We start from the raw sequence: 14511 nt of genomic DNA, 5'->3' as shown, positions 1-14511 counted from the left end.
CTAATTTCGCGCGTATTTCTTGACGAATAATATGTACTGGAGTGTAGACTTGGACTGAGAAAGTATTGAGTGAACGATATATGTAAAAATTAAAAAGCCAACCGTTTAAAGGTTGGCTACTTCTTTACTTTTCACCAGTGCGCATTGTTGTTAAAAATAGTGCAGCACCTTTTTCTGGTTCATCTACGAACATATGCGTTACAGCTCCGGCAAATTTACCATTTTGAATAACTGGACTTCCACTCATCCCTTGTAATATGCCTCCAGTCTTTTCTAATAAACCTGTATCGGTTAATGTGAAGAGAAACTGATCCTGTTCAATATTTGTAATTTGAATTGAGAAAGATTCGACTTTTGTCCCTTTAACGGTCGTATAAATCTCAGCCTCACCGATACTAACTTTTGCTGGTTGCATAATTTCAAGTGGTTCAGTCAACACTTCTGAATAAGTGTTGTTCCATTTGCCAAAAATTCCGTAGATGCCATTTTCGTTAATTGTTCCCAAGACTCGATCGTCCTTTAAAATTGTTGAAATCTTATACCCAGGGTTCCCAGGCATACTTTTTCTAATTTGATCAATTTCTGAAAGATGAATCGAACCAGCTCTAAAAGACGGTGGTGAATTAAAGGAACTGTCAATAATTTGGTGACCTAGCGCGCCGTACTTTTTTGTTAACGGATCAACATACGTTAGCGTACCTGTTCCCTCTGTACTGTCTTTTAAGAAAGGTAGCAGTTTTTTTATTGCTTCATACGGTGATTGTACTTGAAACGTTGCACCGTCACGCAGGATGCTTAATCTGATTTCATCTTGATCCGTGCTACTTGAAAGTATTCCGTTCAAATCTTCAAGTTTCGAAACCACAATATCGTTTACACTTTGGATCTGATCACCACCGTTTAGCCAGTTGTCATCATAAAGCAATACTTCATTCGTAATGAAAACACCAGTTAAATCCATTTTTATGCCGATTGAATGACCCATCGGAATTAGCATTTTGTCATTAAGCGGAGCTGCACCCGCCATAATCGGCATAAACAGCAAGGCCACAGAAAGCGATACAATCAACTTAAGCTGTTTACGCCATTCCATGTTTCACCTCCTCATTTGTAGATGGTATTGGTATGTCCTTTTAGGGAGATGTTATGAAAGGGTAAATAAAACAGTCATAAAAAAGCAATCGTTAAGAATGCTTTTTATGACTGTCAGCGAAATGTTTTTTTTCGTTCGGCAGCGAGTGTTAAGAGTTCTTCAGCATGTTTCATCGTTAAAGGTGTTGTTTCTGCACCAGAAAGCATCCTAGATAATTCACTCGTCCGTTCAATATTATTTACATTTTCAATTTTAGTTGTCGTTCTGTCATTTTTTATTTCTTTTTTAATTAAATAATGATGATCAGCCATCGCTGCAACTTGTGGTAAATGTGAAATACAGAGAACTTGTGAATGAGTTGCAATCATAGCAATTTTTTCTGCAATTGCTTGTGCTACACGACCACTAACACCAGTATCCACTTCATCAAAAATGATGGATGTAATGCCTTGATGTTTTGAAAAAATTGTTTTCAACGCAAGCATTAAACGGGATAGTTCTCCACCAGAAGCTACCTCGACAAGTGGTTTTAAAGGTTCTCCGATATTCGTAGAAATATGAAATGCGACATTGTCATGGCCATTGATATCAAAATTTTCCCCTTCTTTACGATTAATCATAACCTTAAAAGAGGCCTTTCCCATATGCAATTGCTCCAACTGCTCCATAATTGCTACTTCTAAGTTCGTCGCAGTAGATCGTCTAATAATCGATAACTCTTCGGCTTCGACATCCAAGTCCTTAACTAATTGTACTAATTTTTCCTGCTCCGCAATAAGTCTTTCATCACGATTAAGAAGTTGATCGAGTTCATCGGTTATTTTATCACGATAAATCAATATATCTTCGATTGTATGCCCATATTTCCGTTTTAACGAAATGAATAATGCAATTCTTTCCTCTACAAATTCTAACCTCGCTGGGTCAAATTCCATATTCTCCAAAACAGTTTTCACTTCATGTGCAGTATCTTGCAAAGAATAAAAACTTGTTGCAACAGTTTCAAAATATGGCTTTAAAGACTCGTCCACATCACCGGCATCCTCTAAATCACTCATAGCAGAACCAACCCAGTCAAGCGCGCGTGAATCCCCACTAATCGATTCATAGGCCGTATTTAATCGTTCAAAAAGTCGATTAAAGTTCTGAAGTTTCCTTCTTTCACCATCTAAACCTTCTTCTTCACCAATTTCCAGTGCAGCAGCATTTATTTCTTTTAATTGAAATGAATACAAATCAATTCTCTGCGCAACTTGTTGTTCGTTATCATTTGCTGTTTCAAGTTTTTTCTTTAATCTTCTATATTGATTATAGACTTCTAAATAACTACTATAAGCATGCTCCATTTTACGACCAGCAAATTGATCTAATAAATAAATATGTCTTCGCTCATGCATGAGTTCCTGATTTTCGTGTTGACCGTGTATATCGATAATTCGCGAGCCGACTTCTCGCATCATCGCAATCGTTACAAGTTTTCCATTAATCCTACAAACATTTTTTCCATTCAAATTAATGGTGCGTCTTAAAATAACTGCGCCATCTTCTGCACCAATTCCAAATTCATCCAGCATATGAATGACTGGATGTTTTGGGTCGTCTATGATAAAAAGTCCTTCAAGTTCAGTACTTTTGGCTCCGTGTCGAATGAAACTTTGTGAACCTCTTCCACCTGACAATAACTGAACTGCATCGATAATAATAGATTTTCCCGCTCCGGTTTCCCCTGTTAAAACGGTCAGCCCTTCTTGAAAATTCACGTCAAGTTGTTCAATGATTGCAAAGTTTTTAATTGAAATTTCATTTAACATTTTCGCTCACCATCTTTCAAAGCATTGCGAGTAACCTTTCACTTACATCAGTTGTAAAGGATTCCTCTTTACAGATGATTAAACATGTATCATCACCACAGATTGTTCCAAGCATTTCTGGCCAGTTAAGGTTATCCAATAATGAGCCAATTGCTTGAGCATTCCCCGGCACAGTTTTAAGCACTAAAAAATGACTTGCACTGTCGATACTCACAAATGCATCCGTTAAAGCTCTATGTAATTTTACCTCGGTATTATATTTATGAACAGGAGGCAAATTGTATTTATAATTTCCATTTGAAAGCGGTACTTTTATTAAGTGCATTTCTTTAATATCACGGGAGACAGTTGCCTGTGTCACATCAACGCCTGATTCCTTTAAACTTTGAACAAGTTGATCCTGCGTTTCTATTTCATTATTCGTGATTATATCACGAATTCGAATATGTCTATGACCTTTATTCAAATCAACCACTCCCCCTGCTGAATATTTTATAAAATAAACATTCGTTACACTTTACAAAAGCTCCTTGTAGGCTTCGTCTATAAGTTCATTAAATACTAATTCACTATAATTTTTCTCTGGCTTAACATCTGCTGTTAAGTGAAACAAAAACTCTATGTTCCCTTCACCACCTGTAACAGGTGAAAAAGAAAAATTACGCAGACTATATCCCTCACGAAGCGATGCATCCGCTATCTTCATTAATACTTCATGATGAATTGCTCGTTCTCTCACAACGCCTTTTTTCCCAACTTTACCTTTACCAGCCTCAAATTGCGGTTTCACAAGTGCAATGACGTCGCCGCCGTCTACAATTATTTTTTTTAGCGCAGGTAAGATTAGCGAAAGCGAAATAAAGGATACGTCAATTGTTGCGAACTGTGGCTTACCGACTGTAAACTCTGCTGGAGTCGAATGTCTAAAATTCGTTCTCTCCATCACAGTTACCCGTGGATCCTGTCTAATCTTCCAAGCAAGCTGATTATAACCAACATCTAACGCATAACAGTGTAGCGCCCCGTTTTGGAGCGCACAGTCTGTAAATCCACCTGTTGATGAACCAATATCAAGAAGTATCTTATCCTTCACATCAACCTCAAAGACTTCAAGCGCTTTTTCTAATTTCAAGCCACCACGACTCACGTATTTCAAAGGGTTTCCTTTTACGAGTAATGGAGCATCCTCAAATATTTTTTCGCCCGGCTTATCGAGTCTGGTTTCATTTGAGAAAACAATCCCAGCCATAATAGAACGCTTTGCTTGCTCTCTCGTTTCAAAGAGACCTTTTTTAACGAGCAAAACGTCTACCCGTTCTTTTTGCCGTCGCTCTGTCATACAATCCCTCTTTTAGATGCTTTTTCTTCAATTAATAATTCTATATTATGTGCAAGATGTGTTACAGTCATGCCTATTTCTTCAAGTAATTCATTGGTATTACCCTGTTCAATAAACTTATCAGGAATTCCCATTCGATGAATTGTGGCTTCAGTATAAACATGGTCATGCGCATATTCTAAAACCGCACTACCAAATCCACCCGCCAAAACCGCCTCTTCGACAGTCATCAATGGAATATTATGACGCAACAATTCGGTAAGCATAACCTCGTCAAGCGGCTTAATAAATCGGGCATTAATGACTGAAACTGAAAGCCCTTTTCCGTCAAGTAATTCCGCAGCTTCAAGCGCCATTGGAATAGACGTACCAAACGTTAAAATCGCAGCATCAGTTCCCGCACGTAAAACTTCCCATGTACCAATCGGGATAGTTTTCAACTCATCATCTAGTGGGACGCCTATTCCATTACCACGTGGATAACGCATCGCAATAGGTCCTTCATTATATTCAATTGCCGTTTTCACCATATGTTGGCCTTCATTTTCATCTTTTGGCATCATAATAACTACATTTGGCATATGTCTTAAAAAAGCAATATCATAAATTCCTTGATGCGTTTCTCCATCGCCGCCTACAAGACCGGATCTATCAATGCCAATAAATACATTTAAATTTTGTCTTGAAACATCATGAAGCATTTGATCATATGCTCTTTGTAAGAAAGTTGAATAAATTGATAGGAACGGTTTCATTCCTTGTGTTGCAAGTCCTGCAGCCATTGTTGTCGCATGTTGTTCAGCGATTCCCACGTCGAAAAAGCGATCAGGAAATTCCGTTGCGAAAGATTCTAGTTTTGAGCCCACTGGCATTGCAGGCGTTATTGCAACAATACGTTTATCAGTACGGGCGAGTGTTCGTACAGTTTCAGCTACCAAACCACTCCATGATGGAGCCTTAGAAGTTGATTTCACAAAATCACCAGTCTCAATTTTATAAGGACCAGTTCCGTGCCAATTCCCAATTTTATCATCTTCAGCTGGACGATAACCTTTACCTTTTTTCGTAATTACATGAAGTAGGACAGGTCCATCAACTTTTTTCGCATATTGAAGATTACGTTCTAAATCCGCAAAATCGTGACCGTCAATTGGTCCTAGATAAGTAAAACCTAGTTCCTCGAAAAAGATGCCAGAAACGAGTAAATATTTCAAGCTATCTTTTACGCGTTCCGCGGCAGCTGCTAATTTTCCACCAACTGCTGGAATCTTTTTCAAGATATATTCTAATTCATCTTTTGCGGAATTATATTTACCCGCCGTCCGAAGTTTTCCAAGTATTGCATGAAGTGCACCAACATTTGGCGCAATAGACATTTCATTATCATTCAAGATGACAAGAATATTCGTTTTTTTATGGCCGATATGATTGAGTGCTTCAAGTGCCATTCCACCTGTAAGAGCGCCATCTCCAATAACGGGTATCACGTAATTTTTTTCACCTTTAATATCGCGGGCTACCGCCATGCCCATCGCAGCAGATAAAGAAGTCGAGCTATGTCCAGCTTCCCAAACATCATGCTCGCTCTCGCTCATTTTTGGAAATCCGCATAGACCTTTATATTGTCTCAATGTATCAAACTGGTCCGCACGACCCGTCAGGATTTTGTGAACATACGCCTGGTGACCTACATCCCATAAAAGTTTATCTTGAGGACTGTCGAATACTTTATGCAGCATTATTGTAAGCTCGACAACACCAAGATTCGGTCCAATATGTCCACCCGTAACAGATAATTTCTCAATAAGAAACGAACGAATATCTTCAGCCAATAGCTCTAGCTGAACCTTATCGAGCTGTTTTATAAAAGATGGATTAGTAATTTTAGTTAGATCCATCATTATCACACACCTTCACAAATTAATTACAATGTTCATTCATATACTTGATAACATTATATCAGTAAGCACGCCCAGTACAAGAGACTTGCACGGGAAGCAGTTACTTTATTTGTTAAAGGATTCATCCATCCCTATAAGTAATGGTGAATTCCTAAGAATATCTCTAATTAAGTTAATGACTCTTTATAGCTAGATTCTCTATGACGTACCCGGAATTAGTTTCATTTAAACTGCATGATTTCAGTACTTGCTTAACTATATTTAGTCGACATATGTATGAATTAGAAAGCTTCTAGCAAATCAATAATTTAAAACTCACGCTCAATTATATAGTCCGCTATTAGTGCCAGTAATGATTGTTCATCGTTTAAAAATTCTAGTGACTCTTTAGCGATTTTGTGATGATGTGCAAGTCTTTGTCTAGCAACATCTAAACCAAGCAATGACGGATAGGTCGTCTTATCGCTCGTTTCATCACTTCCCGCATTTTTACCAAGCATTTCCGTAGTCGATGTTACATCTAAAATGTCGTCTTGAATTTGAAATGCAAGTCCAATATTTCGTGCAAATACTTTAAGCTTTTGCATCTTATCCACATCTAGATCAGCCATAACCGCTCCTGCTTCAATACAAAACGACAGCAAAGCACCCGTTTTGTTCAAATGAATGGCTTCAAGTTGTGCGAGTGTAAGCGACTTACCTTCTCCTTCAATATCAAGGATTTGTCCACCAACCATACCGTTTGCACCTGAAGAATCTGCGAGTAAACGAATCAGTTCAATTACAGCAGGGCTTGGCGTATTTTGGAGACTAGCTAAAACACTAAATGCTAATGCTTGCAGTGCATCACCTGCTAAAACAGCGACAGCTTCACCATATACTTTATGGTTAGTCAATTTCCCACGTCTAAAATCATCATCATCCATACACGGTAAATCATCATGGATTAGTGAATATGTATGAACTAATTCAACCGCACAAGCAACCTTGAAACCATCATCTGACTTAAAGCCAAGATCTTCAAGTGTAGCAAGTACGAGTAATGGTCGAATTCTTTTTCCACCTGCATTTACAGAATAGGCCATAGAGGATTTTAATGACTCGGGGATATCATTTTCGATAAGTAACTCATCAAGTAGTTCGGTCACTTTAGGTAATTTTTCATCAATAAATGATTCAAGTTTTTCATGCATCAGTATCAGCACCTTGCGTAGGATCAAAGACAGATTTATTTCCATCCTTGTCAATAATTGAAATTAATTGTTTTTCTGCGTCTTGCAATTTATCGTGACAAAATGCAGATAGCTCCATCCCTTTTTTGTACAAATTAATGGCATCCTCTAGAGGTACTTCACCAGTCTCCAGTTTTTGAACAACTTCCTCTAGCTGTACAATCGCTTCTTCAAAACGGATTGCTTCTTTTCCCAATTAGTTTTCCTCCCTATCCTTCATAGTTATTGCACGGACAGTTGCATCGGCTGTTCCATCCGCCAAGTGAATTTTTATTTCCGCGCCGTCTGATAAGGCTGTTACAGAATTTGCTATTTCTCCATCTTTATAAACAATGGAATAACCTCTCTCCATAATATTTAATGGATTTAGAGCCTTTAACATTCGTAAAGACGTCGCAAAACGATCTGCTCTCATACGCTTATCATGCATTGCTGTGCGCATCAAACGGTCTGTTAATACTGCAACATTTCGTGTTTCTTCTTTTATGCGTTGAATAGGTGAATGATAATTAAGCATTGTCCTAAGACGCGTCAAATCAGTTTTACCGCGTGTTGGTATATTTTGACCACTTCTTACTAGCCGATCTTCAATTCCGCTTAACTTTTCAGTAAAAGGACGATACAATCGTTCAGGATATTGAAGTGGATAAGATGATTGAGCTGCTTCTAACCGTCGTTGCTCACTTTTAATTTTTGTCGACATTGCTCTATAGATTGAACGCTTTCTTGATAACAATCTATCATACAATTCATCCCTTGCCGGCACAGCAAGTTCAGCACCCGCAGTAGGTGTTGGCGCCCTTCTGTCAGAAACAAAATCAGCTATCGTCGTATCTGTCTCATGCCCAACAGCACTAATAATCGGGATTTTGCTTGAAAATATGGCCCGTGCTACTTCTTCTTCGTTAAAAGCCCATAAATCTTCAATTGAACCTCCACCACGACCGACTATTAGTACGTCTATGGATGTATCCATTCCAGCTTGTTCTATTGATTTAACAATTGAGGGAGCTGCTTGTGCACCTTGAACAACAGTCGGGAATAGGACAATCTCGGCCAAAGGATAGCGCCTTCCAATCGTTGTACATATATCCTGAATTGCCGCACCCGTTTGTGCAGTTACAACACCAATCTTTTGTGGAAATAAAGGAAGTGCCCTTTTCCATTTCGCTTGGAACAAGCCTTCCTTTTCAAGTTTTTCTTTTAATTGTTCGAACGCAAGGTATAAAGCGCCTATTCCGTCCGGTTGCATCGTTTGTGCATAGAGCTGATACTGTCCACTTGATTCGTAAACTGACACATCCCCTGTTATTAGGACATTCATGCCATTTTCAGGTCTGAACTTTAAATTCGCAGCACTTGAGCGAAACATTGCCGAACGTATACGACTTCCTTCGTCTTTCAATGTAAAGTAAATATGTCCGCTTGGATGATTTGTAACGTTTGAAATCTCACCTTTTACGTAGACATTTCGCAAATGAGGATCTGCATCAAATTTCCGCTTAATATACTTCGTTAATGACTGGACAGATAAGTAGGGATTCCCTGTCAAAGTTCCTTCCTCCTAATCCATAACAAACCGAAACGCAATCTCTAACGAAACCGACATTTCAATTTATTTCTTAATATCCGCTTTTATTTACATTGACCATTAGCAAATGCTTGTTCCGCACTGTAAAGTGTGTTTTTCAAAAGCATCGTAATTGTCATTGGTCCTACGCCGCCAGGAACCGGTGTAATCAATGAAGCAACTTCTTTAACTTCATCAAAAGCAACATCTCCGCATAGCTTTCCATTTTCATCACGATTCATGCCAACATCAATGACGACAGCGCCGTCTTTCACGTAATCAGCAGTAATAAATTTTGCTTTCCCCATTGCTACAATTAAAATATCAGCTTGTTTTGTAATAGAAGCTAAATCCTTCGTATGCGAGTGACAGTAAGTAACGGTTGCATCACGCTGTAATAATAGCTGTCCCATTGGCTTTCCAACAATATTACTACGTCCAACAATTACAGCGTGTTGACCATCAATCAATGTGTTCGAACGTTCGAGTAATTTGATGATGCCATACGGCGTACACGATAAAAATGCTCGTTGGCCAATAATTACCTTGCCTACGTTCACTGGGTGAAATCCGTCAACATCTTTAGAAGGATTAATCGCTACGATAATTTTGTCTTCATCAATATGTTCCGGTAAAGGAAGTTGTACAAGAATACCGTTAATTGAATCGTCATTATTTAGCTTTTGTATTTCGTTTAGAAGATTTTCTTCAGAAACTGTATCGGGCAGTTTAATCAATATAGACTTCATACCTGCTTCTATACTTGATTTCTCTTTATTTCTCACATATGTGTGAGAAGCTTGATCATCGCCAACAAGAATAACAGCTAGGCCAGGTGTACAGCCTTTTTCTTTTAAAACCGATACTTTTTCTTTGATTTCCGCACGGATTACTTTACCAATTGCAACCCCGTCAATCAATTTGCTACTCAATTGTCTTACCTCCATTCTTTTCTTTATTTTCAGCAAATTTTGATAGAACACCATTCACAAAGCGTCCTGATTTTTCATCACCAAATACTTTACAAAGTTCAATCGCTTCATTCAGTACAACTCTCTCTGGAACTTCATCGCTATATCTCAATTCAAAAATTGCTAGACGAAGTACAGTTCGCTCTATTTTCGGCAATCGTTCTAAGGACCAATTCGATAAATTCTCTTTTAGTGCCTGATCAATCTCTTCTTTATTTTCAATTGTACCCCTAACAAGCTTTTCGTAAAACGAGTTTTCTTGTTCGTCCATTATATACGTGATAGCCTCGTCCACTGATAGTTCTATATTATCTAGCTGAAATAGTGTCTGTATAGCTTTCTCTCTTGCTTCTCTTCGTTTCATTAAATAGTCTCCTCTACTGTAACTTTCACATATTATCATAGCATATTACAGTAAGTTTCTTCGCTTCAAGTTGAAAAGCATCATCCGTGGGGACGATGCTTTTAAAATGATGAGCCTGTTTCTGTCTCTGCTTCGAACTCGATACCAGTTATATGTACATTCACTTCATTCGTTTCAAGTAAAGTCATATGATAGATCGCATGTCGAATTTGTTTTTGAACATTTAATGCAACATCTCGAACAGAAAATCCTTTTTGTATCTTACAATAGACGTTCACAATAAGTCCATTTTCAGACCATATCGTTTTAACGCCTTTACCGTACATCACTTTGCCAAACTTCTCAGCAACTCCTGAAGCAAAATTCCCTCTTGTATTCGCAACGCCGTCAACTTCTGTTGTAGCTATGCCAATTATTACTTCTAAAACTTCAGGAGCAAGCTGGACACGTCCTAATGTGTCCACACCTGATGCCATTGTCTCAACAAATGAAGGGTTTGTCTTCTCAGCCATTTCCAAATTCCTCCCTGTTAATTCATAATGTCATATTTCTCAAGAAATTTCGTATCGAAATCTCCTGATTTAAACACATCGTTAGCCATTAGTTTTGAGTGGAAAGGAATTGTCGTTTCGACACCTTCAATAATAAACTCATCAAGTGCACGTTTCATTCTTGAAACTGCTTCCTCGCGTGTATCAGCGTGAACAATTAATTTCGCCACCATTGAATCATAAAAAGGTGGGATTGAATAACCTGTATACATTGCTGAATCTACACGAACACCGAAGCCACCTGGAGGCATATACATTGTTACTTTACCTGGAGAAGGCATAAAATTTTTCGATGGGTTTTCTGCATTGATACGACACTCAATTGACCAACCATTAATTTTAATATCTTCTTGTTTATAAGCAAGTACCTCACCAGATGCGATTTTCAATTGCTGCTGAACCAAATCAATACCCGTCACCATTTCAGTTATAGTGTGTTCCACCTGGATTCTTGTATTCATTTCCATGAAATAGAATTTCTGATTAATATGGTCAAAAATAAATTCCACAGTACCAGCACCACGGTAATTAACAGACTGTGCAGCTTTTACTGCCGCTTCACCCATTTCTTTGCGCAGTTCAGGAGTAATTGCAGGTGAAGGTGCTTCTTCCACAAGCTTTTGCATACGTCTTTGGATTGAACAATCTCGTTCACCCATATGGATAGTATTCCCGTGCTTATCGGCTAAAATCTGAATTTCAACGTGACGGAAAGTTTCTATACATTTTTCTAAGTAAACACCCGGGTTACCAAATGCAGCTGCTGCCTCATTTTGTGTAATTTTCAAACCAGAGATTAATGCCTCTTCATCCTTAGCGATACGGATACCTTTTCCGCCGCCACCGGCCGTTGCTTTAATAATTACAGGATAACCAATTTCGTTAGCAATTGCGATAGCCTCATGCTCATCCGCAACAATTCCAGTTGAACCCGGAACAATTGGTACACCTGCTTTACGCATTGTTTCGCGCGCAACGTCTTTCGTCCCCATACGTGAAATCGCATCAGAAGTCGGTCCGATAAACTCAATATTGCACGCTTCACACAACTCTGCAAAGCTAGCATTCTCCGCAAGAAATCCGTAACCAGGGTGGATGCCATCACAATTTGTAAGGTTCGCAATACTGATAACATTCGAGAAGTTTAAATAACTATCCGTTGATAATCTAGGCCCGACGCAATAAGCTTCGTCTGCAAGTTCAACATGAAGCGCTTCGCGATCTGCTTCTGAATAAACAGCAACCGTTTCAATTCCAAGTTCTTTACAAGCACGGATAATCCGTACCGCAATTTCACCACGATTAGCAATTAAAACCTTTTTCATTAGTTTATCCCCTTTCACTTCGTTTTCACTAGGAAGAGGGGTTGTCCGTATTCAACTAGTTGTCCATCTTCTACAAGAATTTCAACAATTTCCCCTGAAACTTCCGCTTCAATCTCATTGAATAATTTCATCGCTTCTACGATACAAGCAATAGATTCTGGCGTTACTTTATCGCCAACTTGAACATAAGCTGGAAGTTCAGGTGATGATGCCGCGTAAAAAGTACCGACCATTGGTGAAACAATTTTGTGTAATGTAGGATCTTCTATCACTTGTTCAGCAACTGGTGCCGCTTGAACAGATTGAGTAACTGGTGCTGGAGCATCACTCACGACTGGTGCTGGAACAGCGACAGGCTGAGTTGGTGCAGTTATCACTTGTGTGATAGACTCCCCAACATGTTGCCCACTACTCTTTCTAAGTGTTATCTTTGTACCTTCAGCTTCATATGAAAACTTTTCAATTGTAGATTGATCAATAAGTTTAATAATTTCACGTATCTCTTGTATTTTCAACATTACACATTCCCCCGACTATAATAATTTTTCATTCATTTCTATTTTAGACGTTTATGACACATAATGAAACAGATAACGCGTTTTTTTTTTTATTTTGTGGGATTAAATAAAAAAAAGACCCTTAAAAGGACCTTCGTTTCACTGCTATCTGCTATTGCGTAGTAAAGGTTGTAGATGATGCCGTCATCGTTTATTTTTCTGTTTGTTTTTGCTTTTTTTCCAAATACTCCGCACGTATTTTTTCAAGTTGCTGCTTTTTATCAAATCTGGCTGGCTTGTTTTTTTCATGATACTTTGCCACAGCCGCATGACCTTTGTTATCCAATTGATATTTCCCCACTTTGTTCACCTACTTTTCATATCTTTAAAGAGAATCTATTCAACAAATATAATATACCTTATTTTACTTTATTAGTGTACTGCCTAGCCTTGCATATATCAGTAAAAACTTAGTAAAATAATTCATAGCCCTATGTTATTCATTATATTTATCTTTACGACCTTAAATTTGCTGATTCATTTTAAAGTTATCAATCAACCATATTTAATCATATGAAATATTTTAAGAGGATTATTTGTGGTTAGTTTCTGTTAAACAGACTGTCCTACTTCAAAAAGCTTTTCCCCAATAGGTCAATCAATTTCATAATTGGGTTTTATTGCTACACCACCACAATATATACTTGAGTTGAAGCGCTCTCAAACTATATATTTCGTCATTGTAGCAGATTAAGGTCTTTATTAAATTGATTCAGGTACGTTATTAAAATAAAAAAAAGACCCTTAAAAGGGCCTTCGTTTCCTTCAAGAACCTTCCTTGAAGTCTACCTCTACTTTTCTCGCGTCTTCCCAAGTAGACATGACAAGATACGTAATTTCACCTGCCTGTTTCTTAGATTGTCCATCATCACTTAATACAGTCACTTTCACCTTACCGTCCTCAGTCCGAACAAATGCATCAGGATACCCTAGTGCTATAATTTGCATTTCTAGCATTGCTTCAGCCGAATTTCTTTTCGTAAGTTGCGCCATTTCTTCATAAGCTGCATCTTTTTCAACAGCCGTATAATCAGCTGAGTTTATTTTAGATGTAAGTTGTTCACTTATTTGGCTTCGTTCATTTGCGACTTCCATTCTCATATTTTCAAGTAAATAACTTTCTGCAAAAACCGGTGTCTGAGCAGTTCCATCCTCTGCCTTTTCCTTTAATGTAATCGCTTCATTTTTATTATCAAAAATTTGAAGCCCATCAAATGGCATAGGTGTCTTTTGTGTTACATAGTAAATTGAAATTACTGCCACTAGACTTAATAACGTTAGAAACCATACTGTTCTTTTATTAGCTCTCATTCCTGCTCCCCCTTTTTCATTTCGACAATGACAATTTTGTGTTTCGGCAACTGTATGACCGCTGATAGAATTTTTGATAACTCATTTTGAATTTTAGGGTCTGCTGCACCTTCTGCGATTACAAGGATTCCTTGTAAATTATCTGCCCTTTTTTCAATTTTATTAGTTGACAGTGAAAAATAATCGGATAACGGATTTTCTTGTTCACTTTGCTGGTAATGAAAGTATAAGGTAACTTCTCCAACTCCCTCTATTTCCATCAATGCTTGTTCGAGTGCAGCGTATTCCCGACTATCCTCTTCTAACTTGTTCTGATTCCCTCCAGTTCCAAAAATGGTCGTATTTATGAACATGATGACAAGAACGAGTATGAGTCCAAATAGAAAGGTTTGGAGTTTTCTTTTTGGCTTTTCCATAGCATCCCCATTTTCGCTCGTTATGTTGGTTTTGTTCTGTCATCCATGATCTATTTTATGCATTTTCATA

At 38.1% G+C, this 14511-nt stretch carries 16 protein-coding genes; all 16 read right to left on the bottom strand.

The window, feature by feature from the left end; genetic code table 11:
- Positions 1 to 124 precede the first annotated feature (124 nt).
- A complete protein-coding gene (locus AC3RV6_RS07875; RefSeq protein WP_489748897.1) occupies positions 125 to 1093 on the bottom strand; it encodes a SpoIVB peptidase S55 domain-containing protein in 969 nt (322 codons plus the stop codon).
- Between the two features lie 113 nt (positions 1094 to 1206).
- Positions 1207 to 2904 carry a DNA repair protein RecN gene (gene recN / locus AC3RV6_RS07870; protein WP_489748896.1) on the bottom strand — a complete coding sequence of 566 codons (1698 nt, stop codon included), beginning with the start codon at positions 2902 to 2904 and terminating at the stop codon, positions 1207 to 1209.
- A gap of 16 nt (positions 2905 to 2920) precedes the next feature.
- On the bottom strand, positions 2921 to 3370 hold the full coding sequence (ahrC, locus tag AC3RV6_RS07865; protein ID WP_489748895.1) for a transcriptional regulator AhrC/ArgR: 450 nt from the start codon (positions 3368 to 3370) through the stop codon (positions 2921 to 2923).
- Between the two features lie 51 nt (positions 3371 to 3421).
- Positions 3422 to 4243 (bottom strand): TlyA family RNA methyltransferase, encoded by an 822-nt coding sequence (locus AC3RV6_RS07860; RefSeq protein WP_489748894.1) that lies wholly within the window; start codon positions 4241 to 4243, stop codon positions 3422 to 3424.
- Positions 4240 to 6141 carry a 1-deoxy-D-xylulose-5-phosphate synthase gene (gene dxs / locus AC3RV6_RS07855; protein WP_489749214.1) on the bottom strand — a complete coding sequence of 634 codons (1902 nt, stop codon included), beginning with the start codon at positions 6139 to 6141 and terminating at the stop codon, positions 4240 to 4242. Before dxs ends, AC3RV6_RS07860 begins: the two co-directional genes overlap by 4 nt.
- Positions 6142 to 6452: 311 nt before the next feature.
- On the bottom strand, positions 6453 to 7337 hold the full coding sequence (locus tag AC3RV6_RS07850) for a polyprenyl synthetase family protein (RefSeq protein ID WP_489748893.1): 885 nt from the start codon (positions 7335 to 7337) through the stop codon (positions 6453 to 6455).
- Positions 7330 to 7572 carry an exodeoxyribonuclease VII small subunit gene (locus AC3RV6_RS07845; protein WP_489748892.1) on the bottom strand — a complete coding sequence of 81 codons (243 nt, stop codon included), beginning with the start codon at positions 7570 to 7572 and terminating at the stop codon, positions 7330 to 7332. Before AC3RV6_RS07845 ends, AC3RV6_RS07850 begins: the two co-directional genes overlap by 8 nt.
- Entirely contained in the window at positions 7573 to 8928 is a 1356-nt protein-coding gene (gene xseA, locus AC3RV6_RS07840; protein ID WP_489748891.1) for an exodeoxyribonuclease VII large subunit, read from the bottom strand. It abuts the gene before it with no gap.
- A gap of 83 nt (positions 8929 to 9011) precedes the next feature.
- Positions 9012 to 9878, bottom strand: coding sequence for a bifunctional methylenetetrahydrofolate dehydrogenase/methenyltetrahydrofolate cyclohydrolase FolD (gene folD, locus AC3RV6_RS07835; protein ID WP_489748890.1), 867 nt, complete (start codon positions 9876 to 9878; stop codon positions 9012 to 9014).
- Positions 9871 to 10281: a transcription antitermination factor NusB gene (gene nusB / locus AC3RV6_RS07830; RefSeq protein ID WP_489748889.1), complete on the bottom strand. Its 411-nt coding sequence runs from the start codon at positions 10279 to 10281 to the stop codon at positions 9871 to 9873. Before nusB ends, folD begins: the two co-directional genes overlap by 8 nt.
- A gap of 101 nt (positions 10282 to 10382) precedes the next feature.
- Positions 10383 to 10793 carry an Asp23/Gls24 family envelope stress response protein gene (locus tag AC3RV6_RS07825; protein WP_489748888.1) on the bottom strand — a complete coding sequence of 137 codons (411 nt, stop codon included), beginning with the start codon at positions 10791 to 10793 and terminating at the stop codon, positions 10383 to 10385.
- 17 nt (positions 10794 to 10810) lie between these two features.
- The gene (gene accC, locus AC3RV6_RS07820; protein WP_489748887.1) at positions 10811 to 12157 is read right to left on the bottom strand and encodes an acetyl-CoA carboxylase biotin carboxylase subunit; all 1347 of its coding nucleotides are present in this window, start codon (positions 12155 to 12157) and stop codon (positions 10811 to 10813) included.
- A 14-nt stretch (positions 12158 to 12171) separates the two neighbouring features.
- Positions 12172 to 12675, bottom strand: coding sequence for an acetyl-CoA carboxylase biotin carboxyl carrier protein (accB, locus tag AC3RV6_RS07815; protein WP_489748886.1), 504 nt, complete (start codon positions 12673 to 12675; stop codon positions 12172 to 12174).
- 190 nt (positions 12676 to 12865) lie between these two features.
- On the bottom strand, positions 12866 to 13015 hold the full coding sequence (locus tag AC3RV6_RS07810; protein WP_489748885.1) for a hypothetical protein: 150 nt from the start codon (positions 13013 to 13015) through the stop codon (positions 12866 to 12868).
- A gap of 464 nt (positions 13016 to 13479) precedes the next feature.
- Positions 13480 to 14025, bottom strand: coding sequence for a SpoIIIAH-like family protein (locus AC3RV6_RS07805; RefSeq protein ID WP_489748884.1), 546 nt, complete (start codon positions 14023 to 14025; stop codon positions 13480 to 13482).
- Positions 14022 to 14441 carry a hypothetical protein gene (locus AC3RV6_RS07800; RefSeq protein ID WP_489748883.1) on the bottom strand — a complete coding sequence of 140 codons (420 nt, stop codon included), beginning with the start codon at positions 14439 to 14441 and terminating at the stop codon, positions 14022 to 14024. Before AC3RV6_RS07800 ends, AC3RV6_RS07805 begins: the two co-directional genes overlap by 4 nt.
- Positions 14442 to 14511: the final 70 nt, after the last annotated feature.

Source organism: Sporosarcina sp. So3-204, assembly GCF_058068165.1.
This window is presented reverse-complemented; position numbering and strand designations above follow the sequence as displayed.